28 protein-coding genes and 5 pseudogenes are annotated in these 26973 nt (G+C 59.1%); 11 read left to right on the plus strand and 22 right to left on the minus strand.

Annotated features, from left to right (window positions below):
- Window positions 1–54 precede the first annotated feature (54 nt).
- The 3 genes and pseudogenes from ASD99_RS31665 to ASD99_RS00875 all read left to right on the plus strand — a co-directional run.
- Window positions 55–270: a helix-turn-helix domain-containing protein gene (locus ASD99_RS31665; RefSeq protein ID WP_082525684.1), complete on the plus strand. Its 216-nt coding sequence runs from the start codon at window positions 55–57 to the stop codon at window positions 268–270.
- A gap of 304 nt (window positions 271–574) precedes the next feature.
- A complete protein-coding gene (locus tag ASD99_RS00870; RefSeq protein WP_057142439.1) occupies window positions 575–1465 on the plus strand; it encodes an adenylate/guanylate cyclase domain-containing protein in 891 nt (296 codons plus the stop codon).
- A 333-nt stretch (window positions 1466–1798) separates the two neighbouring features.
- Window positions 1799–2140, plus strand: a pseudogene (locus ASD99_RS00875) (integrase); the annotation flags it as partial.
- Window positions 2141–2215: 75 nt separating this feature from the next.
- Here the strand turns inward: ASD99_RS00875 and ASD99_RS00880 are convergent.
- From ASD99_RS00880 to ASD99_RS00890, 3 genes and pseudogenes are all read right to left on the minus strand, one after another.
- A complete protein-coding gene (locus ASD99_RS00880) occupies window positions 2216–3247 on the minus strand; it encodes an HD-GYP domain-containing protein (protein WP_056593195.1) in 1032 nt (343 codons plus the stop codon).
- A 444-nt stretch (window positions 3248–3691) separates the two neighbouring features.
- Window positions 3692–3892 (minus strand): helix-turn-helix transcriptional regulator, encoded by a 201-nt coding sequence (locus tag ASD99_RS00885; protein WP_057142440.1) that lies wholly within the window; start codon window positions 3890–3892, stop codon window positions 3692–3694.
- Between the two features lie 119 nt (window positions 3893–4011).
- Window positions 4012–4395 (minus strand): annotated as a pseudogene (locus ASD99_RS00890) (Ti-type conjugative transfer relaxase TraA); the annotation flags it as partial.
- Between the two features lie 86 nt (window positions 4396–4481).
- Here ASD99_RS00890 and ASD99_RS00895 point away from each other — a divergent pair.
- Entirely contained in the window at window positions 4482–4799 is a 318-nt protein-coding gene (locus ASD99_RS00895; protein WP_156388893.1) for a hypothetical protein, read from the plus strand.
- 86 nt (window positions 4800–4885) lie between these two features.
- Here ASD99_RS00895 and ASD99_RS00900 read toward each other — a convergent pair.
- Window positions 4886–5188: pseudogene (locus ASD99_RS00900) on the minus strand (substrate-binding domain-containing protein); the annotation flags it as partial.
- A 37-nt stretch (window positions 5189–5225) separates the two neighbouring features.
- Here ASD99_RS00900 and ASD99_RS31670 point away from each other — a divergent pair.
- A pseudogene (locus ASD99_RS31670) lies at window positions 5226–5805 on the plus strand (glucoamylase family protein).
- Between the two features lie 62 nt (window positions 5806–5867).
- On the opposite strand, the gene ASD99_RS00910 reads toward ASD99_RS31670, so the two are convergent.
- The 8 genes from ASD99_RS00910 to ASD99_RS00950 form a co-directional block, all read right to left on the minus strand.
- Entirely contained in the window at window positions 5868–6314 is a 447-nt protein-coding gene (locus ASD99_RS00910; RefSeq protein WP_056593223.1) for a pyridoxamine 5'-phosphate oxidase family protein, read from the minus strand.
- 340 nt (window positions 6315–6654) lie between these two features.
- Complete coding sequence (locus tag ASD99_RS00920; protein ID WP_056593224.1) at window positions 6655–7194, minus strand: NADH-quinone oxidoreductase subunit B family protein; 540 nt, start codon at window positions 7192–7194, stop codon at window positions 6655–6657.
- An 11-nt stretch (window positions 7195–7205) separates the two neighbouring features.
- Window positions 7206–8720 carry a nickel-dependent hydrogenase large subunit gene (locus tag ASD99_RS00925; protein ID WP_057142667.1) on the minus strand — a complete coding sequence of 505 codons (1515 nt, stop codon included), beginning with the start codon at window positions 8718–8720 and terminating at the stop codon, window positions 7206–7208.
- A 20-nt stretch (window positions 8721–8740) separates the two neighbouring features.
- Window positions 8741–10192 (minus strand): hydrogenase 4 subunit F, encoded by a 1452-nt coding sequence (locus ASD99_RS00930; RefSeq protein ID WP_056593226.1) that lies wholly within the window; start codon window positions 10190–10192, stop codon window positions 8741–8743.
- The gene (locus ASD99_RS00935; protein WP_056593227.1) at window positions 10189–10851 is read right to left on the minus strand and encodes a hypothetical protein; all 663 of its coding nucleotides are present in this window, start codon (window positions 10849–10851) and stop codon (window positions 10189–10191) included. The genes ASD99_RS00930 and ASD99_RS00935 overlap by 4 nt, the downstream gene beginning before the upstream one ends.
- Window positions 10851–11807 carry a respiratory chain complex I subunit 1 family protein gene (locus ASD99_RS00940; protein ID WP_056593232.1) on the minus strand — a complete coding sequence of 319 codons (957 nt, stop codon included), beginning with the start codon at window positions 11805–11807 and terminating at the stop codon, window positions 10851–10853. The genes ASD99_RS00935 and ASD99_RS00940 overlap by 1 nt, the downstream gene beginning before the upstream one ends.
- On the minus strand, window positions 11798–13813 hold the full coding sequence (gene hyfB, locus ASD99_RS00945) for a hydrogenase 4 subunit B (RefSeq protein WP_057142446.1): 2016 nt from the start codon (window positions 13811–13813) through the stop codon (window positions 11798–11800). Before hyfB ends, ASD99_RS00940 begins: the two co-directional genes overlap by 10 nt.
- Window positions 13814–13815: 2 nt before the next feature.
- Window positions 13816–14130, minus strand: coding sequence for a helix-turn-helix domain-containing protein (locus tag ASD99_RS00950; RefSeq protein WP_056593462.1), 315 nt, complete (start codon window positions 14128–14130; stop codon window positions 13816–13818).
- A gap of 270 nt (window positions 14131–14400) precedes the next feature.
- On the opposite strand from ASD99_RS00950, the gene ASD99_RS00955 reads away from it, so the two are divergent.
- Window positions 14401–15171, plus strand: a complete 771-nt coding sequence (locus ASD99_RS00955) for a spermidine synthase (RefSeq protein WP_056593239.1) — start codon at window positions 14401–14403, stop codon at window positions 15169–15171.
- 57 nt (window positions 15172–15228) lie between these two features.
- Here the strand turns inward: ASD99_RS00955 and ASD99_RS31675 are convergent, their stop codons facing one another.
- From ASD99_RS31675 to ASD99_RS00980, 6 genes are all read right to left on the minus strand, one after another.
- The gene (locus ASD99_RS31675) at window positions 15229–15699 is read right to left on the minus strand and encodes a BA14K family protein (protein ID WP_082583105.1); all 471 of its coding nucleotides are present in this window, start codon (window positions 15697–15699) and stop codon (window positions 15229–15231) included.
- 110 nt (window positions 15700–15809) lie between these two features.
- Window positions 15810–15974, minus strand: a complete 165-nt coding sequence (locus ASD99_RS31680) for a DUF3309 family protein (protein WP_082525686.1) — start codon at window positions 15972–15974, stop codon at window positions 15810–15812.
- 304 nt (window positions 15975–16278) lie between these two features.
- Window positions 16279–16452, minus strand: a complete 174-nt coding sequence (locus tag ASD99_RS00965) for a CsbD family protein (RefSeq protein ID WP_056593465.1) — start codon at window positions 16450–16452, stop codon at window positions 16279–16281.
- Between the two features lie 402 nt (window positions 16453–16854).
- The gene (locus ASD99_RS00970) at window positions 16855–17235 is read right to left on the minus strand and encodes a response regulator (RefSeq protein WP_056593253.1); all 381 of its coding nucleotides are present in this window, start codon (window positions 17233–17235) and stop codon (window positions 16855–16857) included.
- Window positions 17219–18274 (minus strand): HWE histidine kinase domain-containing protein, encoded by a 1056-nt coding sequence (locus ASD99_RS00975; protein WP_057142448.1) that lies wholly within the window; start codon window positions 18272–18274, stop codon window positions 17219–17221. The genes ASD99_RS00970 and ASD99_RS00975 overlap by 17 nt, the downstream gene beginning before the upstream one ends.
- 212 nt (window positions 18275–18486) lie before the next feature.
- Window positions 18487–19593, minus strand: a complete 1107-nt coding sequence (locus ASD99_RS00980; protein ID WP_057142449.1) for an HWE histidine kinase domain-containing protein — start codon at window positions 19591–19593, stop codon at window positions 18487–18489.
- 1340 nt (window positions 19594–20933) lie between these two features.
- On the opposite strand from ASD99_RS00980, the gene ASD99_RS00990 reads away from it, so the two are divergent.
- Window positions 20934–21167, plus strand: coding sequence for a hypothetical protein (locus ASD99_RS00990; RefSeq protein ID WP_057142451.1), 234 nt, complete (start codon window positions 20934–20936; stop codon window positions 21165–21167).
- A 13-nt stretch (window positions 21168–21180) separates the two neighbouring features.
- On the opposite strand, the gene ASD99_RS00995 is transcribed toward ASD99_RS00990, so the two are convergent.
- Window positions 21181–21378, minus strand: coding sequence for a hypothetical protein (locus tag ASD99_RS00995; RefSeq protein ID WP_057142452.1), 198 nt, complete (start codon window positions 21376–21378; stop codon window positions 21181–21183).
- A gap of 119 nt (window positions 21379–21497) precedes the next feature.
- On the opposite strand from ASD99_RS00995, the gene ASD99_RS01000 reads away from it, so the two are divergent.
- Window positions 21498–21887, plus strand: coding sequence for a hypothetical protein (locus ASD99_RS01000; RefSeq protein ID WP_057142453.1), 390 nt, complete (start codon window positions 21498–21500; stop codon window positions 21885–21887).
- Window positions 21888–22224: 337 nt separating this feature from the next.
- Window positions 22225–22590: a cupin domain-containing protein gene (locus tag ASD99_RS01005; RefSeq protein ID WP_244497570.1), complete on the plus strand. Its 366-nt coding sequence runs from the start codon at window positions 22225–22227 to the stop codon at window positions 22588–22590.
- Between the two features lie 108 nt (window positions 22591–22698).
- Here ASD99_RS01005 and ASD99_RS01010 read toward each other — a convergent pair whose 3' ends face one another.
- The 3 genes and pseudogenes from ASD99_RS01010 to ASD99_RS01020 form a co-directional block, all read right to left on the minus strand.
- The gene (locus ASD99_RS01010) at window positions 22699–24657 is read right to left on the minus strand and encodes an ABC transporter ATP-binding protein/permease (RefSeq protein ID WP_274533675.1); all 1959 of its coding nucleotides are present in this window, start codon (window positions 24655–24657) and stop codon (window positions 22699–22701) included.
- A gap of 220 nt (window positions 24658–24877) precedes the next feature.
- Window positions 24878–25624 (minus strand): annotated as a pseudogene (locus tag ASD99_RS01015) (YoaK family protein); the annotation flags it as partial.
- Window positions 25625–25760: 136 nt separating this feature from the next.
- Window positions 25761–26033, minus strand: a complete 273-nt coding sequence (locus ASD99_RS01020; protein ID WP_057142456.1) for a helix-turn-helix domain-containing protein — start codon at window positions 26031–26033, stop codon at window positions 25761–25763.
- 99 nt (window positions 26034–26132) lie between these two features.
- Between ASD99_RS01020 and ASD99_RS01025 the strand changes: the two genes are divergently transcribed.
- Together ASD99_RS01025 and ASD99_RS01030 are read left to right on the plus strand one after the other, a co-directional pair.
- Window positions 26133–26345, plus strand: coding sequence for a hypothetical protein (locus tag ASD99_RS01025; protein WP_056593281.1), 213 nt, complete (start codon window positions 26133–26135; stop codon window positions 26343–26345).
- Window positions 26342–26554, plus strand: a complete 213-nt coding sequence (locus ASD99_RS01030; RefSeq protein WP_056593284.1) for an alkylphosphonate utilization protein — start codon at window positions 26342–26344, stop codon at window positions 26552–26554. Before ASD99_RS01025 ends, ASD99_RS01030 begins: the two co-directional genes overlap by 4 nt.
- Window positions 26555–26973 lie beyond the last annotated feature (419 nt).

Consider the following 26973-nt stretch of genomic DNA (forward strand, 5'->3'; position numbering starts at 1 on the left):
TAATACATATTATAGTTGATAAACCTAAAGTGTGTAAACCTCGATTGTCGACGCATGGACATGCGTCAGCTTGTTGGAAAAAACTTCGCTCGTATTAGGCGAGAGAAAGGCCTGACGCAGGAGGAGGTCGAAGCACGCTCCGGATTCAGTCAGCAGTATCTAAGTAGCCTTGAGCGCGGCCGGCGAAATCCCACCGTGATTACTCTCTACGAACTTGCCCAAGCGTTAGGAGTAAGTCACTTGGAATTGGTCAAGCCAGACGGCTCCTAGTCCTGGCATAGTTACGAGCTGCTCGCGAGCGAGCGTTGAACGGACCTGTAGCGACCGAGCGGCAGCTTCGCGCAGCATGTCGGACGTCAAGATCGGCCTCGCCGCCTCCTGTGAACCAGCCGCTGCTTTCTATCTCAAAAGCCTTTGCCGGTGATATGATTTGGAGAGATGAGTTAAGCATACACCCGTCCGTCCGTGACGATCGCCCGAAGCATGGCCCCGGTCTCCCAGCGCTCAAGTAGATATGTTGCAGGCAACCTCGTGTGTTATACACGCTGGGCTTTTCGGGTCGGACACAAGATCGATGGATCAGGAAACGCTTCTTGCCGCAGTCCTCTTAGCTGATGTCGTGGGCAGCACGCCCCTCTATGAGCGCATCGGCGACGATGCCGCTTTGCTGCAGCTTTCGGACTGCCTGGACGCAATGCGGGCGATCGTCTCCCAATACGGCGGTGATTTCATCTACTCGAAGGGCGATGACGTACTCAGCCTCTTCGAGAGCCCGGAGATGGCGCTGGCGGCCGTTTGTCGAATCAGCCACCAACTGACGAAAGGGCCGTTGCTCGCTCGTATCGGATTGCATTTCGGGCGGGTCATTCGCGCGCGGGGCGCGATATTCGGTGACGTTGTCAATGTCACCGCAAGGTTGTCCACCACGGCCAACCCCGGGGAGGTGCTGATCAGCCAGAGCTTCTTCGAAGCCCTTTCCGCGGGCAGCCGCAAGGGCCTGCGGCTCCTCGACAAAATGGACTTCAAGGGAAAGCAGGAACTTTTCGATGTCTATACCCTGTGGAGCAGCAATGGGGTCCTCAATACTCAGGTCGCCACCCGTGGCGCCACTACCGATAGGCGCTCCGTCCCGCCGCGGCAGATTCGTCTGGTGATCCGCTATAGAGATCAGTTGCGATCGTGTCGAAACAACGAATCCGTGACAATCGGCCGATCCGCGGAATGCAATATTATCGTCGAGCGGCCCTGGGTGTCGAGGCGCCACGCGACCTTCACCATTTCGAATGGCAGGGCCCGGCTTGTCGAACGAAGCTCTTCGGGCACATTTGTGTCGATGGGACCCGGCCATGAAGTATTCGTACGTCGCGAAGATATTCTCCTCTTCGGCTCCGGCGTCATCTCGCCCGGACTGAAGTCTTCACTCGGCGACGCCCAGGTTCTTCACTACGAAATTGTCTCGGACTGACCCGGCCGGGAGCCGCGACCGGTTTCGAGCTGGTTCGCTGACGCCGTCGATGTCGCGCCCTATCTTTTGACAGCCATTGAGATCAACCCTTCACAGCTGGGGGCCAAGGACGAGCCTAGGAACGTCTGCTTTCAAAGTTGGACTGCGAAAAGCTGACCTTCCGTTCCTCGGCCCCCAAGCTGCAATGCCGGCGATCCCGTTTCTCATCCGGCTAATCAAGGCCGAGGAGAACTTACATGGGGTCACTCTCAATACGATGATGCTAGTCGCGAGCGCGCAGCTTGGAACGCTGGCAAGAAGGTTGGACCGAAGCGGCCACTCACGCACAAGCAGATCTCGGCCGTTCGCGCCTTTCTCGACCGCGAGAGACGCGTTCGAGACCGTGCATTGTTCGATCTTGCAATCGACAGCAAGCTTCGCGGCTGCGCCCTGGTCAAGATCAGAATTCGCGACCTCGTTGCCGGACCGGAGATCAGGACTCGTGCGCTCGTCGTTCAGCAAAAGACGGGGTGCCCGGTCCAGTTTGAGATCACCAGCGACGTCAGGGCCAGCCTTCTGGTTTGGCTTGAGAGGCGTAGAGGCACGATCGAGGACTATGCCTTCCCGAGCCGGATCGATCACGCGAGGCAGTACGCCCGCCTGGTCGACGAATGGATGACGGCGATTGGCCTGCGCGATCTGAACGTGTAGCGTTCAGTATTGAGATGTGACACCTTGGCGGCGGGCTCAACCGTGCGCGCGATAAGTGAATTAGAAGTTGTTCAAGTCCGCCTGAGCAATGTCCCCCATCTCATCGGTGGTTTGCAGGGTTTGATCTGGTCCGCTCGGCCACCTCAGGCCCATGCAATCAAAGAACTGTTTTAAAAGCGCTCGATCGAAATGACCGCTCCACGTCCCCATCATCTCCGCGGCAGCCTCCGGAGTGAAGCCCTTCTTGTATGGCCGAATAGACGTCAAGGCATCGAAAACATCGCAAATCGCGACAATCCGTGCCGCGGCACCGACCTGTCCGTCTTTTAAGCCATCCGGGTAGCCGGATCCGTCCAGCTTTTCGTGATGATGAAGGCAGATTTTTCCCACGATTTCCGGTAGACCCTTCGTCCTCGCCAGCATTGCATATCCCTCGCGCGGGTGGGTCTGCATGACCGCCATCTCATCAGCCGTGAGCTTGTCGGTCTTGGTCAGAATGGCAGTCGGGATGCGAATCTTTCCGATGTCGTGTAGAAGACTGCCAACGGACAGTATCCGGACCAGATTACTGTCAAGCTTGAGATGTCGCGCGAATAAGCCGACAAGGGCACAGACTGCTACTGAATGTTGAAAGCTGATCTCGTCCTTTGTCTTGAGCTTGGTGAGGTTCAAGACGCTTGCCGGGCGAGTGTACAGGAGCTGGTCGACGACATCGACAACCGCTTCCACTTGCTGCCGGTCAATGCATATTGATGAGGCTGCGTTGCTGAAGATCGAGCGGACCATCCCGGTCGCCTTCGTCAACGCCGCCCCAGCGTTGGCGGGCGTTGAGCTCCCATTGGGTTTTGGTATCTCGGCCGTCGAACTGGTCGGCCCGATCCCCGTCGAACTGGTCGGCCCGATCCCCTTTGAAAGATCGATGACAAGCGTCGTTACGGAACTTTCGCGAAGCGTCTCCAGCTCGGCCGGGCTGGATAGTTTGAACTGGCTGGCTGCAAATGGGCTGCGTAGCCATTGCTTGCCGAACCCATGAATAAACATGCCGAGACGGGCATCATTCTTGTCGATCTGAAGAAGCGTGGAATTCGTCATGCAGTGCTCGCTCGGTTGGCCTTTCGCTCGAAATCGTCGGAGCGACCAAATGCTTGGCTGGGGCGTCCACTTGAAGGCATAGCGTATACCTGCCTGGAAATTACTCTCTCGCGGCTCTCAATCCTCGTCGCCGTTCAACGTTACGGCATGTTAGTAAACTTTCCTTACTCTATTGAGCAGGTGACAAGATCTTCCCGCAGTCATCCCGGTACCATACGAGAACGCTCGGTTCGATTTCGGCCCCGGCTCTGCCGATCGGCCTAACAGGACAAATAGCGAGTCTCGGGTGCTGACCGCGGCGTGGAGAACGTCCGACAACGGGTCGGCCGCAGAACGGCAGTTGTTGGCCCAAGGTCAGCCAAAAGCCGCCAGTCCGGAGACGGCCGCATATTGGACATCCATCAATCGGCAGATCGTTGGTCAGCTCCGGACAGTAGTGGCGCGTTATTTCATTCGAACACACCAGCCGGTGGGACTCTCAACCCATCGATTGACATCGGATTCGTGCCAGCCCGCCCCGTTGACGCTAATCCTGATCTGAGCCGGGAAAGTGCCTTCGGCGATCTTGCGATAGATGGTTGAACGGGACAGGCCGGTCCGGGCAAGGACGGTTTTGAGGCGTATAATACGATCCGGCTCGGGCATAGCTTACCTGCACCTCACTGGTTGTTGCTGATTTCTGCTGGACAGAACCCATGCCGGAGACAATCAGGTTTGTTGCCTCGGCCGCCTGCGGGGTGGAAACGGCGGCAAATCGGCATGCCTTAGATTCCAATGCCTCTCCCCTTACCGATGCCGTGGCTGAATGCGAGTTCCGCCCCGAGTCGGCGGCCGGAATCGACGTTGATGCCAAGCTCGTGTTTGCGGTTTGCCAGTAGGGATTCAAGTTGAGGATCGCGTTCAAGGCTCTTGGCCATCTCGGACATGGCAGAACGCGTTGACTTGTAGCCGGACATGTCGCCGGCCTGATATTGTTCCTGTCCCGTACGGTCGAGCTTTTGCCAACGTTCCACGAACCGGTCGGCGCGGCGGCCGGGATTGATGTCCATCCCGGTGCGGATTTCCGTTTCAAGCTGGAGAGCAAGCACGGTGCGGCTGACGCGGCCGGCCCCCGCCTCCCGCACAAGTTCGGGATTTTTCACATAGCTCCACCCGCCCCCTCTGGATGCGGGAGAGAGCGGCGGAAGTCCTCATCTCGAAAGCTACCGAGATGAATGGGACGCAGAGGAGCCTTTTGGACGATCTCGCCACCATGACGGCGGACCGTGGCCAACTGGCAATCCGTGCCCGTATCCTGGCGGTCAGGCCTACGGAAGATATTCTATTTGCCGACCTTCATGCGCTGCTGCTGGACTTCGATAGCTTGCCGGCGGAAAGCCAGGATGGAGATGATGTCGACGACATCGGTCCGTTCATTTCTTTGAGTATTAAGCTTGGGCGGTCCCCGCGACCGGATTTTTTCGATGAGGGTATCTTACAAACGAGGGGAGGCATCCGTCCCTCCGTATCAGGAACCTTTCCGAAGACTGGCTGGGCAACCGCATCTAGGTAGCTGTCGGGAATGAAATATTCCAAGGCCGGCCTTCTATCCAGTCCATGGCTCCCGGATCGGCGCCTCGCTGGCCAGCCGCGCCGCCGTCAGCCGGCCTTCACCGCCCGCACACTCTCCCTTTCCACCAGCGGACTCTCCAGCTTCGTGATCGGATACCGCCCCCGTCCAGGCGCCGCCGGCGCTTCCAGCTGTTCGATCGCCCATTGGCCCATCGCCATGTGCGGCAGGATCGAGGTGGTCAGCGGCGGGAAGAGGTGGCGGGCGATTTCCTCGTCGTCGTAGCCGACGACGGAAATGTCCTGCGGCAGGCCGGCTTCCTTCAGCGCTTCGTAACAGCCGATCGCGGTGCGGTCGTTCTGGCAGAAGATGGCGGTCGGGCGGTCCCTCAGCGTTTGGATCGATCTTCGCGGCGTGCAGGACGGCTTCATGCGCAGCAAGGGAAGCGACTATTTCGAGAACAGCCGGCGAGCCACACTGGTTCAGCACCGCTACGCCATCGAGAACCCGCGAGGTTTTGATGGCTACGGCAAACATTGCTGGGGCATTACCGCGAGTGATGGCCCCGGCCCCTGCACACTCAAGTTGAAGGGCATCGAACGTAGATTCCTCTCCTATGCCGCGTGGCGTTCCCTACGGTCCCGACGATGGCACCCTCGCTCCATGGGCAGTCGCTGCGTCCTTGCCGTTCGCTCCGGAAATCGTGCGGCCGACGATCAGCTTCTGCATTCACCAGGCCAGGCTCAAGGCCGCCAAAGCCTATGGTTTCAAGGCGGCATTCAATCCGACGCATCAGGGAACGGCCGGCAGCGCCTTTGATTGGTGGATCTCGCCCTCGCACTTCGGCCTCGATGAAGGCCCGGTTGTCCTGATGATCAAGAACGAGCGCAGCGGGCTCGTGTGGCGGTTGATGCGCTCGTGCTCCTATAGTCGCAGCGGCCTGCAACGGGCGGGATTCGAAGGCGACTGGCTGAGAGAGTTCGATCAGGAACCGACGCCAGCTGCTTGATCGGCTTGGACGCGCTGCGGAATGCGCCGGCTGCCAACGGCTGCGCGTAGGGTGGAAACAGCCTACTCACTGGCTTCCCGGCCAGACATCTCTTCTATGACTATCCGGAAGAAAACGTGCGGCAAGCTATCTGACACGGGAGGCATGACAGGCTTGAGCGCGCCGGGCTCCCACCAGTCCGCGTGCTTGCTCAGCACTGACCATGCGTGATCGCGCTGAAGCTTGTGGCCGATCTGGTCAGGCAGTTCTTCGAAGCGGCCGTCGACAATCACGCTTCTCCATCCGCGTCCCTGGGTGTGTTCGACGATCTGGACGCATACCAGGGAGTTGGCCCGCATCCAGTCGATCTTCTTGCCCGGCAATGAGAACGCGTAGATGTGACTGTCGGCGTAGGCGTAGTTGAAGCAGACGACGTAGGGCTGTCCGTCCTTTGCGCATGCTAGATGGCCGACACGATTGGCAGCCAGCAACTTCGCGCATTCCAAAGTGGAGAACGTGCGGATCAGCATCGATGCGACCCTCCTATTTTCTCGCATTTCACGCCTTGGCAGCTGAACGCGCTATGACGTGGATCAAATTGGCGCGTCCGTTTGGTCAGCAGGAGTCCAGCCATCTTTCGGGACGCAGCAATTCGCAGGTGCCGCCAGACCGACCGCGCGGGACCTGGCAGATGGCTGACATAACGACGGCCGGACCGTTGCTCCACCAGGTCGACCGCTTGTTCATGCGGATCCGAGCGCGGGATTGGCGGGATTGCTACTAGCAAGATTCCAAAAATCACCAACTCAAGCCTACGCATTGGATGCATGCAGCGACAAGGCGGACCTGGAAAAAACTCCGCATCAAGATTCAATCTGGGAGCACACCGGCCTTTGAATTTACACCCTCAAGCAAGCCGAGCAGGCCTTTCAGGATTTCGATTGGTGGCGGCGGACAGCCTGGAATGTGCAGATCGACCGGCAGCACCTCGGATACGCCTCCCACGACCGCATAGCTGCCAGCGAAACAGCCGCCGTCCTTGGCGCAGTCGCCAATGGCAACCACCCATTTGGGGGCCGGTGTCGCGTCATAGGTACGCTTCAGTGCCTCGCGCATGTTCTTTGTGACCGGGCCCGTGACAAGCAGCACATCGGCATGGCGCGGCGACGCGACGAAGCGGATTCCGAAGCGTTCGACGTCATAGAAGGCATTGCTCAGCGCGTGCATTTCGAGTTCGCAGCCATTGCAGGAACCGGCGTCTACCGCCCGGATCGATAGGCTGCGGCCCAGCCGTTTGCGGGCCGCGCCGTCCAGAGCGCGGGCGAGTTCCTCGATCGCCGTCCGGCTCGCCTCGGGCGGACGCTCGGTGAGAGGGGTCCGTGCGAGGCCTTCGAAGAGGTGCTTGCGCATGACAGAATGCCTTAGAGATCGTGCCCGGAATAAGAGCAGTTGAACGATTTGTTGCAGAGCGGAAAGTCGGCGACGATATTTCCCTCTATCGCTGCTTCAAGAAGCGGCCATTGAAACCATGAGGGGTCACGCAGGTGACAGCGCTCGACAATGCCGCTCTTGCCAATGCGCAGCCAGGCCAGAATGTCGCCCCGGAAACCTTCTACGAGCGCCATGCCTTCATATGGTCCGCCTGTCTGCGCAAAGTCGATACGGATCGGCCCGTCTGGCAGTTGTCGCAGGATTTGTTCGATCAGGGACAAGCTCTGCTCGACCTCGTGGATGCGAACCCAGACCCGGGCGTTCACGTCGCCCTCCTGAAGGAGAGGCACATCGAAGGTGAGCTCGCCGTAGGGAGGGTATGCGAGACCGCGCCGCGCATCGAAGTCCCGACCCGAGGCCCGGCCGACATACCCTCCGGCGCGATACTGTCGAGCGAGTTCCACCCTCAGACGGCCGGTTGCGACTGTCCGATCCTGCAGCGACGCCGTATTGTCGTAGAGTTCGACCAACGCGGGAAAACGCTGCCTGATCTGTGCGATCAGGGACCAAATCGCGGTCGTCCCCTCATCACTCAGGAAGCTTGCCACCCCTCCGGGCACGATGCGGTCGCGCATCAAACGATGGCCGAAGGCGGCATCGCTTGCCCTCAAGACGCGCTCACGCAGCACCCCGCAGTGGGCATGCATGAGCGAGAAGGAGGCGTCGTTGCAAATGGCGCCGATATCGCCCACATGGTTGGCCAGACGTTCCAGTTCGGCCATGAGCGCTCGCAGCCAGACCGCGCGTGGCGGAACCTCGACGCCCAGCGCCGCTTCGACCGCACGAGCAAAAGCTAACGAATACGCCACGGTACTGTCACCGGAGATCCTGCCCGCCAGTTTGGCAGCGCTGTCGATATCGGACCCCGCCATCAGGCCTTCTATGCCCTTGTGCGCGTATCCGAGGCGCTCCTCCAGCCGGACGACCGTTTCGCCACTCGCTGTGAATCGAAAATGCCCCGGTTCGATGATGCCGGCATGCACAGGCCCGACCGGGATCTGGTGCAGGCTAGCCCCTTCTGCAGGCAGGAAATGATAGGGGGATGCAGTCGGAGAGAACGTCCGCTGTGTTCCCAGTGGATAGCTGACACCCCACTGGCCATGATCGAGCCACCGTCGTGTATCGGGTGCGCCCTGGGGCAAGAGTCCGAACAAGTCAGCGGCTGCACGTTCGAGCCGCAATGCGGGCGGATGCCGTCGGCCGACTGATGGGTAGCGCCCATCCGGACATACCAGGCTGACAACGCCGATGTCCCTGGCACTTTCATCGAGAAGCGCCATGTGGACGACACCTGGCTCACCCCAAAGACCGAGCAAGCCCCAGTGACCCTCGACAAGTTGTTCGACAGCAAAGCTCCATATCTTCGGAGCCACCACGGCGCGGGCCCACGGAAAATGGTTGTCGACACGTTCGCCGGCAAGGATGAGGTCGATCAGAGCGGGCATGCTTCTTTCTCCCTTCGGCTTCATCCCAGAAGATTGGCGACATGCTGGAACCATGTGACCAGTGGTGGCGGCAGATAGATGCCGGCGGCGAACACCAGCGCCAGGTGGGAATACATCGGAATATAGGACGCCTTGGCGGGCGCAGCGCTGCCTCGCGGTTCGCCGAAAGCGACACCGGTCAACCGAAGCAGCAGGGCGCCGAAAGCGAGCAAAATCCCGAACACCAACGGCATCGCCAAAAAAGGGTGTCTTGCAAATGTCGAACTCACGACCAGGAATTCGCTCATGAAGATGCCGGACGGAGGGAGGCCGGCAATGGCGACGACGCCGATGACGAGCGCCCAGCCAAGCGCCGGATGCGTCTCCGTCAGCCCCCTGATCTCGGTTATGTTCTGTGTTCCCTTGATTTGTGCGATGTGTCCGACCGTGAAGAAGATCGCCGACTTGGTCAGGCTGTGCATCACCATGTGCAGCAGGCCGGCAAAGTTGGCGAGCGGGCCACCCATGCCGAAAGCGAACACGATGATGCCCATGTGCTCGATGGAGGAATACGCGAACAGACGTTTGATGTCGCGGCGGCGGTAGAGCATGAAGGCCGCGAAAACAAGCGACGTCAGCCCCATCGTGATCATCAATGGCCCCGTCGCGATCGCTTCCGGGCTTGCCGCGAGCAACATCTTGAAACGCAACACGGCATAGAGCGCGACGTTCAACAGCAAGCCCGACAGCACCGCGGAAATCGGCGTCGGGCCTTCCGCGTGCGCGTCGGGCAGCCAGGCATGCAAGGGCGCAAGGCCAACCTTCGTACCGTAGCCAAGCAGCAGGAAGACGAAGGCGACATTCAGCAAAGCCGGGTCGAAATGTGCCGCGTGTGCGATGAGCACGGTCCAGACCATGGCATTCGTGCCCTCGCCAACAACTGGTTGCGCGGCCATGTAGACGAGGATGGTGCCGAACAGGGCCAGCGCGATGCCGACGCTGCCCAGGATGAAATATTTCCAGGCGGCTTCCAGCGCTGCATGCGTGCGATAGATGCCAACCATGAGCACGGTGGTCAGCGTGGCAAGCTCCACCGCCACCCACATCAAGCCGATGTTGTTCGACACGAACGCCAGGTTCATGCCGAACATCATGATCTGGTACATTGCATGGTAGAATCGCAGGTTCGACGCGGTCAGCCGTCTGGTATCCAGTTCGTGCGCAATGTAGGAGGCGCTGAAGACGCTGGTCGTGAAGCCGACAAATGCATTGAGCACGATGAAAACGATGTTGAGATCGTCGACGAGCAGGTATTGACCGGGCAGCGGCCGATCCGTGACGAAAAGCGACATTGCGGCGAGCAAGGTCAGCAAGCTGGCGGCGACATTGAGGCCAGCCGCCAGCCGGTAATTCGGCAGCGCCGCCAGAAGCGCGGCCGCGATGACTGGTATCAGCAAAATGGCGGCCACCGCATCGAGGGAAAACGCGGTCAACGGTGTTCTCCCCTGTAGTCGTCGAGCGCGCCGACATCCACTGAGTCGAACCTCTCGCGGATGCGGAACAGGAAGACTCCGATGACGATGAAGGCGATGAGGATCGAGAAGGCGACACTGATCTCGACGACCAGAGGCATGCCCTTGGCCCCTGTGGCGGCGAGGACCAGGCCGTTCTCGAGCGACATGAATCCGACAACCTGGCTGACGGCGTTTCGACGGGTGACCATCACCAGAAGTCCCAGCAATATGATGGACAGCGCGAAGGCAAGATCCTCGCGGGCGAGGGGGTCGGCGTCGGGAGTGACCCGCAGCATCAGGACCATGGAGAGGGTCACCAGACCTATTCCGGCAAGCATGGTCGGACCGATCCCGACGGCTGTCTCGATGTCGCGATGGATACCGAGCCGTTGAATGATGCGGTGAAGCCCGACTGGAATGACGATCGCCTTGAAGATGAGGGCGATCGCCGCCGTGACATAGAGATGATGGGCGTCCTGAATGTAGGCCTGCCAGGCCACTGACAGGGCGAGCACGATTGCATGAAGCGCGAAGACGTTGATCAGGGCAAAGAGGCGATCCTGATACAGCATCATGAAGCTGACCAGCACCAGGCCACCGGCGAGCAGATGAGCGATGTCGAAGGTGAGGCCGTTCATCAGAGGCTCCGTGACACGAACAGCAGGAGCGTGCCGAGCAGAGCCAGCATGAGCGCGGCTCCGAGGAAATCCGGGACGCGGAAGACACGCATCTTGGCGATGGCCGTCTCAAACAAGGCGAGGAGAACGCCACTTGCGGCAAGTTTGCAGATGTAGAAAATGACGCCCAGGACATAGGTCCAGGGTCCGGCCCCGGCGGTTGCGAGCCCCCATGGAACGAAGACACAAGAAATCAGCGAGACGTAGAGCAGAAGCTTCAGGAAGGCTGCGAAATCGATCATAGCCAGATGGCGACCGGAATACTCCAGGACCATCGCCTCGTGGATCATGGTCAGTTCCAGATGCGTCGCCGGGTTATCCACCGGCACGCGGGCATTTTCTGCGATCGCCACTATAACAAGAGCGATCAGTGACATTCCGAGCGATACCCGCAGGCCGACCTGTGGCGAGCCCATGAAGGCTGCGACCGTGGACAGTTGTGTCGCTCCGGCAACGAGTGCCAGGCTGAAAACGATCAGGAGCATGGCGGGTTCGGCCAGAGAAGCGATCATCACCTCGCGGCTTGCGCCGATGCCGCCAAAGCTCGTGCCGACGTCCATCGCCGCAAGCGCCAGGAAGAACCGTGCGCTTCCAAGCAGCGCGACGATCGCTATGAGGTCAGCGGTCCAACTGAATTTAAGGCCGGTAGCGAACGTCGGGATGAGCGCAGCGGCGACCCAGGTGGCGGCAAAGATCAGATAGGGTATGACGCGAAACAGCCAGGATGCATTGTCGGCCAGAACGACCTCCTTGCGCATGAGCCGCAAGAGATCGCGATAGGGCTGGACGAGAGGAGGACCCTGGCGGCGCAAGAGTCTTGCCTTCACCTTGCGGACGAAGCCAGTCAGGAGCGGCGCCAGCAAAAGCACCAGCATCATCTGCGTGCCTTGAACCGCCAACTCAAGGATCAGGGCCATAGTGCGAGCACCAGGAGCAAGACAATGAGAAAGAGAAAGACAAGGGTCAGGTAGCGCCTGATCGTCAGGAACTGCAGATGGTTCAGATGGTCGGTCGCAAAGTCGAGGGCCTTGCCGATAGGCAGATACAGCGTCTCCCAGATCACATCATGGATTTCCAGATTGAAACGAGCCGGACCGGTTTCGCCGGGTGCCGGCATTTCAACCCTTTCGGTCGCACGGAACACGAATGTGCCGAAGACCCGGCGGATAGGCTGTGCGAAGCTGACGCCCGTGTACTGCGAGCCTGGGACCGTGTCCGCGAAGCCGCAACCCCAGGCTGGACCTCGACGCAGTGCGTGCGACGCGAAGCGATGGATGACATAGGCCGCGGCGGATGCGGAAATGGCGATGAATACAAAAACCAGCAGGCCGTTGTAGGAACTGCGGCTCTCGGCAATCGGCACGATCGAAAGCCAAGGCTGCGCCATCTGCACCGGCATGCGGCTGCCGATGAGCGAAAGCGTCACGGGGGAAAGGCCATCTATGACAAAGCCCGGCAGAATGCCGGCAAGCAGACAGAGCGCGGCAAGGATGAGCATTGCCGCCAACGAGTAGCGGTCAGCTTCGTGCGCGTGTTCCACCGCCGAGGTCCGTGGTCGGCCCAGAAACGTAATTCCGAAAGCCTTTACGAAGCAGGCCGCGGCCAGCGCCGCCGACAGCGCCAGCAGGCCGCCGACGGCGGGCACCATCACCTTCAGGCCCCATTGCGGCAGATCCGGGCTCTGCAGGACAGCCTGGAAAGCAAGCCATTCGGAGACGAATCCGTTGAAGGGCGGAAGCGAGGAGATCGCCACGCAGCCAACGAGAAAGACGAAGCTGGTCAGCGGCATCCGATGGATAAGACCGCCCAGCTTCTCCATGTCCCGTTCGCCGGTTGCCGTGAGCACGGCGCCCGCGCCAAAAAAGAGCAGGCTTTTGAAGAATGAATGGTTGAGAACGTGGAACAGCGCGGCGGTAAGCGCCAGCGCTGCAGCCGATGGCATGGCATTCGCCTTGAAGGCGAGCGCGAGCCCAAGGCTTACGAAGATGACGCCGATGTTTTCAATGGTGCTGTAGGCAAGCAGTCGCTTGAGATCATTTTCCATCAACGCGTAAAGAATCCCCAAGACAGCGGTGAGACCTCCGAAGAAAAGGACGATGACGCTCGACCACCATGTCGGTTCACCGAGCAGGTCGAAGATAACGCGGATGAAGCCGTACACGGCGACCTTGGTCATGACGCCGCTCATCAGAGCCGAGACATGGCTTGGCGCGGCCGGGTGAGCGAGTGGAAGCCAAACGTGTAGCGGAACCAGACCAGCCTTGGAGCCAGCGCCCAGCAACATGAGAGCCAGGACGAAAGTGGCGACGAGCGGGGTAGGCCCCGCGGTACGCATCGCCTCGAACGTGTAGTTTCCGCCCGAGCCGGACAACAAGCCGAACGCAAGCAGCAGCGCGAGCGTGCCGAAGCTCGCCATCACGAGATAAATGTAACCCGCCCGTGCATTGTCCTTTTCGCGATGGTGGACGATGACCAATGCCCAGGAAGAGAGCGACATGAATTCCCAGGAAAGCAGGAAGGTGAAGGCGTCGTCCGCGAGCACGACCAGATTCATTCCGGCGAGGAAGGCAGGGAAGAACGGCAGCACCCGGTGCGGCGAGGGCTCGTGGCTGCCGTAGCCGAGACCGTAAAGGCTGGCCATGGCGCCGCCGAAATTGATGACGACGAGGAAGAAGGTCGAGAGCGCATCCAGGCGGAAATGAGCTCCAATCCAGGGCAGCCCGACCGGCAATACGGCAGTCGACGGGGTGATGGGGTCTTCGAGGATGCGGCTCACGAGAACCAAGAGCGCGGCGGCCGAAATACCGAGCGTCAAGCCGTAGACGAGGCGTGTTCCCGAGTCCAGTGTGCGGCTCAACGCAATCGCAAGCACCGCTGTCCCCAGGAGCGAAGCAACGCCCCATAGGAGGACCGCGGCGTCCAAAGTCACGCCACGCTCCTCGCAGCGAATTTGGTGCCCGCATCGACACCGCCCAGAATTTTGGCGGGGTCGAAATCCGCTTTAAGCCGCACGCCACGTCCACCGATCTGGCTGGAAGCGCCCTCGGCGATCAGCTCGACGCCGGAAAGGTCAAGGGCTCCAATCAACTTCATCAGGGAATCGACGTTGCCCCGGATAATCGATTCGCTGGCTTCCATGCGCTGAATTGTCGGCACCGAAAGGCCGGACAATTCGGCCAGCCTGCGCTGGTCAATGCCAAGGAGCGCCCTCGCGGCACGCAACTGTGGAGCAGTTATCACGGGTCGCATCCCTCATTGTTAACTTTGAGATATTGTCCCTGCCGGTTGCAGCATATATTAAAATGCGGTGCATTCAACAAATGATGCGTGACACATCTATCCATGTGCCATGGGAACCCGCGCGACATGAGCCGGAATTGGACGCTCCGCGGTGCTCGGCAAGTGCAAAGCGGGCCTGCAATGACGGCGGCAGCGAAACGCCCTGGCAAAAGGCCGCTCGAGAGACGAGTTGTGCGGCGGATTTAGGAATTTGACAGTGGTGACCAGGTCATGATCCGGGTTGCGAAATATCATACCGATTTCGGCAACATCGAGGTTCTGCGGACCAAGGATTCCGGTTCGTTCATCTATCGCCAAGGCGGTTGCTATCAAAGCGAGTGCGACCCCAATGGCATCAGCGTCGTGCCCTATATACACGCAATCTTTGGTCTTCTCGCGCAAGCGGAAGTGTCCGACGTCCTGATGATCGGTTGTGGCGGCGGCAGCCTGGGCACGATGCTGGACAGGGTTGGCGTGCATGTCACTATCGTCGACATCAACCCAAAGGCTTTCCAGATCGCACAGCAATATTTTGGGTTGCCTCGGGGCGTTCACTGCTGCACTTCCGACGGGCGGGATTTTTTGCGCGCCGACCGTCATCGCTACGACGCCATCGTTCTGGACGCATATTCCGGGCGGCGCATTCCGGATCACCTGTGCGCCGAGACATTCTTCGGTCTGGCGCAGACACGTCTCAAAAACTCATCCGGCATGCTGATCGGGAATGTCCATGCTCGCCACGACCTTGACACCATGCCGGATCGGGTTGCCGCGAAACTCAGCAATATCTGGGCGAATGTCAGACTGCTCGATACCCGCGGCGCCTCGGACCGCAACGCGCTCGTCATGGCAGGCAAGGTGCGTGATCTCGTCCAGCCGACGATGCTGGTACCGCCGTCGGTCGGCGCTGACGAGATCGCGCATGACCTGAGCCTCCTGGCGTTCAGACCCTGGCATGTGCCACGCCGAGCAGCGCAAAGCGTAGGGCGGGACGCCAGTTAGAGGCTGGTCCTCTCGTGTGCTTCAGGACCAGCCCAACGAATGGCACGCGGCGGAACTTCAGTAGGGCGAACGACACTGCCGACGCGGGCCGTTGTAAGGCTGGAAGGTATTATCCGACGCGCGATACGACCTGTAGTGGTCGTAGCACCACTGCACATGGGCGTTGCCTCCGTAGACACGGTTGTTCTCGCTGTTGACGATTGCGCTGCCGATCAGTGCGCCGGCGGTAAAGGCAGCAAGCGGGAACCAAAGGTCGCCGTGCCGGCGATAGCCCCGATGGTACTCGCGGTAGCCGCGGTGGCCGTTCCAGTACATGCCGTCGTTGTGTATAACACGGCGATGCACTCGGTTGCCGTGGCGACGTATCCACCGCGGGTCGCCGTTGCGGGCTTCCACAGTATGAACGTCGCTTGAAGCTGACGGCGCCTGGGGTACGAACATCTCCACGGCATTGGCCGGCAAGGCGGCGGAAGCCGCGAACGAAGCCGACAATGCGCCGGCCAGTATGCCCGACATGATCTTGTTCATGATCTTCTCCTAGAGGGGATGGTTACCCCTTGTGTGTGTGAGCGATTAAGTGGGTATGCCTGTGCCTGTATTAAATTCGTTGAGAAGCGGGCGGAATTTTCGCCACGGACTCAAACTCGTCCCATGAGAACCAAGACGATGACGACGATCAGAATCACGCCAAGAATACCGATGCCGCCGTGGCCGAACCCGTAGCCGTATCCACCGAAGCGGCCACTAAATCCGCCGAGCAGGAAAATGATAAGCAAGATGATAAGTATGGCTCCAAGCGACACAGGATCTTCTCCTTTGATGCCTTTGGTCGGACCTTGCCGACGATCACCTTATTCCCACAAACTCGATTAACTGGCCTTTCAATGTTCGAATGGCCATGCGTGCACCAACTGGCTACTTGCCTTCTACGGAGGCACCGTCTTTACCGATACTCACAGTAATCCCGGTTTGCTGCTCTCTGTAGAGCTGATAACCTACTACAGTCACAGCGGCCGGGAGCGCGCCGATTACCAGATAGAGTATGTTACGGTTCATTAAGAGCGGCCTCTGTCGATTTGCGATCTAAAGAATTGCCAGAAATAGTGCTTATTTCTCCTTGATGACGTCTTTGATGCCGCCGACGGCATTCTGGACCTTGCCTTCGAATTTGTCGGCCTTGCCCTCGGACTCCAACTTGGCGTCACCGACCGCCTTGCCAACGGCCTCCTTTATCTTCCCTTTTACGACCTTCGCAGACCCGATTACCCTGTCTTTATCCATCATCCATTCCTCCAACTTTCTCTTCTGCTTGAGAAAGTTATGAGCAATGCGCCAGTTGTCTTTGATTTCGATCAAGCGAACTGCAGACGCAGCGCGCCTATGCCAGGGCACGGGATTGGGGAGCAAGCAGGGCGTCGGCAGCCGACACGGTCAATGCCTGTGCGTCTCACACAAGCTACATACCAATCCGGCATCCGCGACTTAGGCACTTGGGGCCGCCTCAAGCTGGCGATCCCCTCGAAAAAACCGCAACCTGCCCAAAGCTTCCGCTTGGTGGATCGAGAATTGTCTCTGAGCTTCTGCACGAACACCATAGTCGAAGCCAGCGATATGTCTTCAAACGTCAGCGGTGCCATTCACGCGTCAGTTACGCGCTGCACTGGTGGTTTTTCGGAATGTGAGTTATTTTGGTGCCGAAAGCAGACCAGTAAGCAGCTCTTCCAGCGCGACATAGGCAATGGGCTTCACAAGCAATGGTCGCTCCCGGTCGCCCTCCCTGAGACCGCCGACACCGTAGCCCGTCGCGAACGCAAACGGCACGCCGCGCTCGGCTAGGACGTCCGCCACAGGGTAGCTTCTGACGCCATTCAGGTTCAGGTCGAGCAGCGCGGCATCAAAGTGCTGGGCCTCGATGAGGGCAATGGCTTGCTCATTTGTTGCGGCCGCGATGACGACGTCGCAACCGAGATCGGCAAGCATGTCCTCTATTCCCATAAGGACGAGCATTTCATCCTCGACGACCAAAATCCGCTGACCGGTGAGGATCTTACTCACCACGATCATCGCGGGGTGCTGCCATGTCGATTGTGCAGATCACGCCGTCCTTGGGGTAGTGCAGGTGCACCGTGGCTTCCAGTTCATGGGCAAGGCCGTCTTCGACCACCCGGGAGCCGAAGCCCTTTTTCGAGGCCGGCGTCACCGATGGTCCGTCCTTCTCACGCCAAACCAGAATCAACCGATCGCCAGATGGTTTCGGCTCTTTTGTCCACGACACCATGATCGATCCGCTATCGTTGGAGAGCGCACCATGGGTCACCGCGTTTAGCACGAGCTCGTGAAGTGCGATGCCCAGGGCCAATGCGCGCCTGGGGGGAAGGCGGATATCGTCACCAGTGACCTCATATCGCCTTGATCGGTCGCCGCCGACATTGAACGGCTGCAATGCATTGTCAACAATGTCGCGCAGCCCGGCCCTCCCCCAATTCCCATGGGCCAAAAGGTCATGTGACCGAGACAGCGCGGCAATGCGTAACGCGATGAATTCGCGGGTGGCCATTGGATCGACGTTTTTTCGGAAGGCTTGAGAGACGATCGATTGCACCGCCGCGAGCATGTTCCTGACTCGGTCGTTCAACTCATCAATCAGAGTCTCCGACCTCGCCTGCTCTTCCTTATGTCGTGTGAGATCCACAAACGAGGCGAAATGCTGGACGGTGTCGCCGCTCTCGTCCTGCACCGGACTGATGAAGACGTCGGCCCAGAACGTACTGCCATCCTTTCGACGGCAACAAATCTCCGCTCCCCTGCACGAACCTTCCTCAAACTCGGCCTTTATCGTCGCCAGCGGTGCAGTGTCGGTCGCGCTTGCCAGAACGAAGTTGAAGTCTTGCCCTAAGATCTCGTCGCGCTGGTATCCGATGAGGGAAATGAAGCTGTCGTTGGCAAAGATGATTGCATTGTTGGCCTGCTTGGCATCAGTGAAAACCATCGGCATTCTGGTGGTTTCGGCAGCGACGACGAAAGGCCCAAGGTCTTCCTTGAAGCCTTCAACTTCGGCTTCGGCGTCGTCCTGTTGCTCAGAAGGTGAAGGTGTTTCCGACATTCTTGGTTGGCTCCGGGCAAGGCCGCTACGAAAGTCGGGTGGGTAGAAACCCCAGCGTCCTCGCTGTTAATTGACGGTGCGGCGAGCACTGCAAGACAGTAACCGCCTGCTCCCCCGGTTTGTTCCCTTTCTGAAGCCGTTGATCCAATGGCGCTGGCCACGGCAAGTTCGAGCGCCGCTGCATTGGGATATGAACCTTCGCCGCTATTGTCTCACCTGGCGCGAAACGTTCGTAAAAGGGCCAGAGGAATCTCGAGTCGGTAAACGACGCCCCCCGGCTCGTATCGCACCCGGACATCGCCGTGAAGCTGAGTGGCAAGAGCGCCGAGCAGACGCGTTCCAAAGCTGCGCCGGGTCGGCTCCTGGACCGTTGGGCCACCCGATTCCGTCCAGGTCAGCGTGAATAGCTGGGTCTCTTCATTGGCCGTCGAGGCGATGTTGACGCGTCCGGTCTCGCTGGACAGTGCGCCATATTTGACCGCGTTGGTGCACAACTCGTTGAGGGACATGGTGAGGGGCAGAATCGCCCCCGGACCGATCTCGATCGGCGTATTCTGAACAACAAACCGTTGAATCTCGTGGCGATCGAAAGGCTCGATGGCAGCGCTGACAACATCAGCCAGTTCCGCGCCGGTCTCACTGGCTTGGAGCAAAATGTCTTGCGCTCTGCCCATGGCGACCAAACGGCTCGAAATAGCTTGTCGCCCTTCTTCCAGGGTCTCGGCTGTGCGCAAGGTCTGCGACGCAATTCCGACGACCATCGCGAGCATGTTCTTCATGCGATGATGCAACTCATCCAGCAGAAGACGTTGCAATCGCTGGGCGGCCTCGTGCTCGGCGGCTTCGATCCCAGCCTGCGCCATCAGGCGAGCGGAATCGAGCCGGGCTTGTCCCAGCATATCCCGCAGAGCGGCGTTTTCAGATTCGACAATGCTCTTGCCGGGATGCAAAGCCTCGCGATCCCGCAAGGCCGCGATCACGAACAAGCCGTCTGGGGCCTGATATGGGCTAAGGCTTATCTCGCTCTTGAACTCGCTACCGTCCTTACGACGTGCGAAAAGCTCAAGTCCCCCGCCCATCATGCGCGGTGTGGGTTCGAGCATAAACCGGTGCACATGAGCCGCATGACTGTCGCGGTACCGCGCTGGCATAAGCACACTATGGGGCTTTCCGATGAGTTCCGGCGGGCTGTATCCCAGCAGGGCCTCAACCCGGCTATTGGCAAAGAGAATGTGTCCGGTCCGGTCAATGACGACTACGGCGTCTGGACTTGCCTCGTAGAACTCTCCGAACGGGACCTTATCCACCAGCTGAGCCATAAAAATTAGGTCGGGAGACAGTAGATCCACAAGTTAGCTGGACTTGGACGGCTGCGGCTTCGCGCATCAATTCTGAAATCAGAGATTTCCACTGCATCCGGTGCTATCCTGACGTCGCTTGTCACCCCCGTTTGGCCACAAGACTGGCGCAAAGGGCTTCGCCGACAGGATAAGCGGGTTCAGCGCGGTGCGTCAACTTGGCCTGCTGCCAAGCACCGGGGGGGAACCTGGGGCGTTTGGCACCGCATAACCAAGAACGCGGCACGGTTAGGAGGAGCAGATCTCCTTAACTGCACATGCCAGCGAACCGAGGTCGATGTAAGTCCTCACCAGGAATTACCCGAGGTGGATTGGATACGCTGGCTCCTTGCACGCCCAGAAGCCCCCTCTGGCGCCGATTGGGTGCGCTTTCTCGAGACACTACGGTCCACCGGCGCCAAACCCGACACGCCGCGCGAGCGCCTTCGAGTTACATGTTGCTGGCCGGCCGAACCGGAGGCGATGCGCGATGCGCTGGCCTCTGGTGCAGCTTGAGTGGAATGTCGGCCAAAGATGCTCGGATCGGTCTGACGGGGCACCGATAAGCCACCGAAAAGCCAATGGCACGGCTCTTCAGCAGCGTCGCCGCCATCTTGGCAACGAGGTCTCTTCCATGGGCGCCCCCCCCGCCGTCCTTGTATTAGCACACGGCCAAACCTTCGCACTAAACCTCGATATATGAGCCCGCGCCGCCATACGTCTCAGTTTCCCGCCAATGACGTCCCGCCCCGGGTCGAGATGAACGTTGGCGCCGCGCGCTGCAGGGGGACCTTGAGTACCCCTTACTTTGTCCCGAAGGCAGAACACGCTGCCGCGCTCACAGTCGAAGCAGACTGTGAGGCGATGGCGATCATATACCTGAGTCTCTCCGCATCCGCTGGCCTTCTCCTTACCCGGCCTTAGGGGTCTTTTCCGCAGCAGCGTGAGGGAGCATCCAAGCCGTCTCTTCGGCAAGAAGTTTCAACAGCAGACCGCGATTTACGGGGTCTGTTTCCGTCTCCAGCCTCTTTTCGAAGTGCTTGATATTCTCCCGATGCATGAACTCGGCATCGCTAACCGGCATCTCGCGCTGCTTTCAGGAGGCTTGAGCAATCCTGATAAGCTACGCCTTTCGCGGCACTCGGTCCAATGAATCATCACAATTCGGACTGCGGCATAGCCGCTACCCGGCCGTAGGAGGCCTATTCAGGAATTAACTCGCTAACCGTATGTCGGAAGCGTACACAGTTGCGTCGTCGGCGGGTTACCTAGAGGGCATTGCTGATTGAGAGATGTACACTCTCGCCCTGTAAGGCGTTGAGATGCTAAGCCGCATTCCCCAAAGCGAATTCCTTGGTCCGGAAGAGTTGGCGATCTGCCAGTGCGTGTTCGACCAGTTATGCATCGAATCCCAGTTGGAACGCGGTTCCGTCGACGGTGAGGCACTGGCATTTATCGTGCTGTCTGTCTTTCAGCGAGGGACGGTCAAAGAAGCTGATTTGCTGGCCGAGATGCAAGCGCGACGCAAGAATGATTTGGAAAGGCATAAGAGCTGACCCAAAGGAGGTGTTAGATCGACGTGGCTTCGCAGGGCGGTGCCTCGCTGAATTGGCGTCCGCCTTGCTCGATCATGCTTGCCAGGATCTCGCACCGCTCCTCTAGCGCCATATCGCGCCAATCGTGGCCATTGAGGTGCAGCAGATCGAAGGCGACGAAATAGAGGTCGGGCTCAGTCGGGATCCGATCATCTGCAGAAAAGCTTTGCAAATTCAGACTCGACTACGTCCTTAGTCAAGCCAATATCGTCGGCACGTTTGGTGGCGGTCATTGGGATTCCTGTGTGAAATGATCCTGGACGATTGCGCCTGCGCGCCCATAGTCGCGGCATGAAGGCGGAGTATGTTGAGCTGGTCTTACTGGAGCAGTCGCTCGCCAATACAGACGGTATGAATCGGCCGTTTTCCGATCGAGTGGTTGATGTTGCGGAGGAAACTGGCGGGTCAGTGCTGTTCGATGTTCGCGTCGATGGCGACACTCGTATTAACAGGATGGCAGCGATCGGTTATGGTGCAAACGGCACGGTGATAATTGTGATGGGTAAGAAGGGGCAGCTTGATTCGGCCCCGATAGACGGAGACACCAATCATCTGGTTGCGGAGCTAACCGCATGGTGTTCGTTGCCGATGGCCGAGCAAGTCTGTGTTAATTTCAGCAGCACGGTCGTGATATTGCTCGCTGAGCTTCGTAAATCGAGCCGTTTCGACCGATCTACCTGATCTTTCACAATAGTCGGACGGTGGTGAGAAGATGGCCAGACGCAGCGTAGCGCGTGGTGGGGGAATGATGCACCTGCTTCTCGCTCTTGATCTCGGTTGCCATTGATTATTTTTCCGAGGGCAGCATCGCGCCAGTTTGAGCGCAAACGCAAGTGAATCGTCGTGTGACGAAAGTGACCGTGCGCCACACTGGGAGCTGGGTGGGCTTTGAGGGGCGCCGGCCGGACGTGAGGCGCCCTGTTGATGTGCCTCTTGAAGGTGTCGATGATCGTTACTCGAATAAAGGCGGACAGCTTCGGACGTGACCGGCATGTTGATCTAAGTCAGCATCGAGGATTTGGCAGAAAAGAATAGAGATTTCCGGCGGGTGCTCTATACGGCCCATCATCTGCAACTTGTGCTGATGTCGCTAAGTCCGGGGCAGGACATTGGGATGGAAACGCACAAGACCCGCGACCAGTTCTTTCGGGTCGAGAAGGGCAAGGGCGAGATTGTCATCGACGGGATCACGCACAAGTTAAAGAGCGGCGACGCAATCCTTGTGCCCGCAGGCGCTTCTCACAATCTGATCAATGTGGGTGCGAATAGTCTGAAAGTCTATACCATCTACGGTCCACCAAATCATCGCGACCAGCTGGTCCAAAGCAAGAAGTCGGTCGCCGAGTTGTCGTCGGAGCATTTCGACGGCAAGACTACCGAGTAGCGCGCAACGGTATGGACGCCGTGGTAACGGCCCTTGCGCTGTACACCTGCTCGTCATTGCAGTGGATGCCTCGCGAAAACGGCGCGCAGCGTACCCGATAAAGTAGAGCTATCCTTGTCCGCTGGGCCGCGGCCGCACATCTTCGCGCTCTTTTGCCTTGGGAACTGGCATCACCCGCGCCGGACCCACGGGACCGCCTTTCGTATCAGCGAGCGGCTCCTTTCTGGTGGTGCCGTTTGCGATGGTGACCACGCTGTCGTAGAAGCCCTTGCCGGTGACGGATATCGGAGGAGTGGCATCATGCATGATGCTGATCACCGTCGCGCTCGGACAAGCATCCTTGATCGCCTGGTGGAAGGCAACCGTGGCGTCGGGGTCGAGGGCGCTCGTCGACTCATCCAGAAACAGCAGACCCGGCTGGAGCAGGAGTATCCGCGCGAGTATGATCTTCTGCTTCTGACCGCCGGAAAGAAGCTGGTCCCAGCTATGCCCGTTGCGCCCCTCCTGCGCGAGGTCGCCGGCGAATTCGGCAAGGCCTGCCTTGGTCAGCGCGACGGCGACGTCGACATCCGAATGGGCCTCAACTAGATCAGGCATGCAAATCAGTTCTTTGAGGGAAATGGGGGGTAGGTTCACATCCTGAGCGGCATACAGACTTCGCACGCTCTCGGGCAGAATTGTCGCGCCGCGACCATGCGGCCAGAGGCGGTTGATGGCCTTGAACAGAGACGACTTGCCGCTGCCCGACTCTCCGACGAGCAAGGTCCATTCTCCTGGCTTGAAGTGGTGCTCGCCGGTCCTGATAAAGGGCGCATCATCGCCCTCATGCATCAGTTCCAGATCGTCGAGGGTCAGGCCAAGTTTGGGATCCTGCGTGCTGTAGCGCAGTTCGGAAAGGCCGGTGCGCGCGTAGAACTCGCGCGGCCGTTGCACATCCTCGATCGCCCTTGCAAGTTCGGTCAGGCGACCTGAATTCGCCTTGAGCGTCGATATGTCCGGCATAACGTGGATGAACCAGGAACAATCAATTATCAGGGCGTTCGCCAGTTCGGCCCCCGTGATGTAGACTTGCAGGCTGATCTCGTTGTCGACATAGGGCAACAGGCCCGGCGCGTAGGCAACAATCCGAGATCCCAGGAAATTATAGAAGAGCTCAAAAGCCATGTACCCGGAGACCAGCTTGTTGAGCCTCGCCCAGGTGCGATCAATGTCGAGATAGCGGCGTTTGTGGATGCCCTTCTGCGCAATCTCGCCCGAGGCGGCGGCAGTGTAAAAGCTGTTGTGGAGAAGCGTGTTCAGCGCGCCGCGGTAACTGCCCTCGGCCCTCTGCATTGTGTTGTCCAGCACCTGCAACACACCTCCCAGCTTCGTCGCGACGAAGGTTGCAATCGGGACGTAGGCAACGACGGCAACAAGCGTCAGGAAGGCGCTGCCATAGCCGCCGAAGAAGGGCAGCCCATCAACCGGAGCGGACGTTTCGACGATCTTGCGGCCAACAAAGACAAGTGACAGCAGCACCCCCGCGATACCCATGGCGACGCCAATGGCACCGCCGGCCATTCCCTTGATCGATTCCTGGACACGCTGATCAATATTGTCGGGAACCGGGATATTGGGCGGTATGGCATGGGTGGCGCCATGTTGGAGGTGATAGTGCGTATGGTTGCTGTCGAGCAGGGCATCGTTGAACCGCTGATCAAGCCACGCACGCCACCTTCGGTGCAGCGTCGTCGAGAAATAGTGGCGGACGGCGATGAAGCCTACATCCTTGAGCACCACAATCGCGGCAAGTGTCGCGGCGCTTTCCAGGATAGTCCTCAGCGTCGCGGGATTGTCAGGACGGTGAAGAAGAGCGATCGCGCTGACGAGCTGGCCCGACACCTCTGCAAACCAGACACTGGCCAAGGCCGACAAGGCTGTAAGTATGATGATGACCGACGTCAGCCCCCATGCCTCCGGCCATTTCTTCGATCGCCAGTAAGCGGCCATCAGGCCGGAGAAGCTGCGCATCGAGGAAACCGGAGTTGCCGGCTTCTGCTCCACCGAGCGACGGCTCAACCAGCGCAACGCGACCTCCCGCCGTTGATGAGCGGGTGTCCACGCACGCAACGCTCTTCGCATATGAAACAGGCTCTTCCCCCCGACAGGATGAGGGGCACAAAGAGGGAGAATCTGTACAAGGCATGTCGGGTGACGCCAAGAGACAATTTGCTGTCGCCGATATGGTGCCGGATTGCCGACGGCCAAATCCGGCACGTGGCAAAGCTCCATGGGGCTACTGCCAGAGCCGCCTCATGCGAACGGAGACATCCTCCAGGACTGGCATGGACGCCAGCACGAGGAGAATGGCAGCGAGAAACAACGTCACCGCAAAGCCGACGTGTTTGAAACCCACGGCGCCCATGACGCCGCCGATAAAGAACAATGCGACAAGCGACGCAAGCAGCCTCAGCTTCCTTCGATCCGCTTTCACGAACAGTTCGTCCGAATCATTCCCCGAGATGTTCCAATAAAGCAGCTTGCCGAGTTCGATGCCCGTGTCGGTCACCAGGCCAGTGACATGCGTTGTCCGGATTCTGGCTTCCGACAGCTTGGTGATAATGGCGTTCTGCAACCCCATGATGAAGCAAAGCAGCATCACCGTCATTGGCACGAACAGTGCTTCGTGACGTGCGAGATGGCTGCCGAGCAGACCGAAACAGATCAGCAGGATCGCTTCCAGGACAAGCGGGAACGCGTATTCGCTCTGCAGGCCCTGCCGCCTTCCCCAGTTGACCAGGACCGCCGAACAGGCCGCGCCGGCGACAAATGACAACAAGGCCCCCAATCCGGAAAGCACCAGCCCGACATTGCCGAGTGCCACGTGGTCCGCCATCGACGAAACGATACCGGACATGTGCGATGTGTACTGCTGAACCGCCAGAAAGCCGCCAGCATTGGCGGCTCCTGCGATGAACGTCAGAAAACGAGCGAGATGCCGATCAGTTCGTTCGCTTCGTTCCTTTCCGGTCAACCGGCGCAAATACAGAATCATGAGCGAACCTTGCCTTTCCGTGCGGAAAAGCGGGACCGCATGCTGCCGTGCCGGGAGAGGCTCATTGGGTGTTTCTGGAAGAAAGGGAAGTTGAGGGACGGTGAATGTGTGGCGCAGAAGGTGTACTCAGTATGGTCTAGTTCGGCTTGCCCAACAGCGCATCGGGATGCCGGAACCTGACGCCGCGGCCGCCGTCGTCGCTGCGCACATGTTCGCTGAGTAGTTCGACGCCGGCGCGGTTCAGCGCGTTGATCACTTTCATCAGACTATCGACAACGCCTCGCACGTTGCCTTGGCTGGCTTCCATGCGTTGGATCGTTGGCACGGAGACACCAGCCATTTCCGCCAGGGTCTTCTGGTCGATGTCGAGAAGGGCGCGGGCGGCACGAAGCTGGAAGGCTGTGATCATCGAGGTATCAGTGTCTGGGTATGAGAAATGACAATCTCGATGGTATCATTGATGCATGAAACATCAATACAAAACGAAAAAGAATGATCTGCCCTTGGCATGGCGAGCCTCGGCGATTATCGTGTCTGTATGACTCAACGCTACAAATCCTGTCAGGAGCCGGCTGGCACCTGGATCGTCAATGATGCTCTTACCGGCCGGCCAGCCGAGATGGGCAGCAGAACCATCGTGGGAATGAACCGGCAGGATGCCGAGGAAATCGCCGATCTTCTTAGCAAGCTCGATGCACAAAGACGGGAAACAAGATCATGAGGGTCAAAGACAGCAATGGCACCCCACTGAGCGAGGGGGATTCCGTCACGGTCATCAAGGATCTCAAAGTCAAGGGCACCTCCGTGACCCTGAAACGTGGAACGCTGATCAAGAACATCCATCTTACGGGTAACGAGGATGAGGTCGAATGTCGGGCTGAAAAGGTCAAAGATCTGGTTCTCAGGACGGAATTCCTGAAGAAAGCTTAGAGGGCCAGCCCTTCTATGGGCGATATTGTCTGAACCTTGCCCGAGCGTGCGGTTTAAACGCAGCAAGGGCGCGGATTTTCCGACTTTGGCGGACCGTATTGAAGAAGCACTCGCACGTTGCGGCATCGCCGATGCAGGATTGGAGTGAGGAAGGCCCCATCCTCAAGGTTCCGGAGTTGCGGCAAGTCAGGCCGAGAAACGCGGCACATGGGCGACGCCCCGCACAGCCACGCCCGGACGCCGAGTTCGCGTGCGGTCACCTGCCGGGTCCAGCCACCGCCAGACAGTCCGATATGGGCATCGTCGAACGAGAAGCGCAGATTCGGCAGTTCACCCGAATCCGTGCTCGGTGGGACCGTACCTATCCCTGAAAACGCTACCCAACCCCAAGCCAGATGGCGCCTGGGCTGGAGGCCCAC

The organism is Mesorhizobium sp. Root695, from assembly GCF_001428185.1.
Taxonomy (GTDB): Bacteria; Pseudomonadota; Alphaproteobacteria; order Rhizobiales; family Rhizobiaceae; genus Mesorhizobium.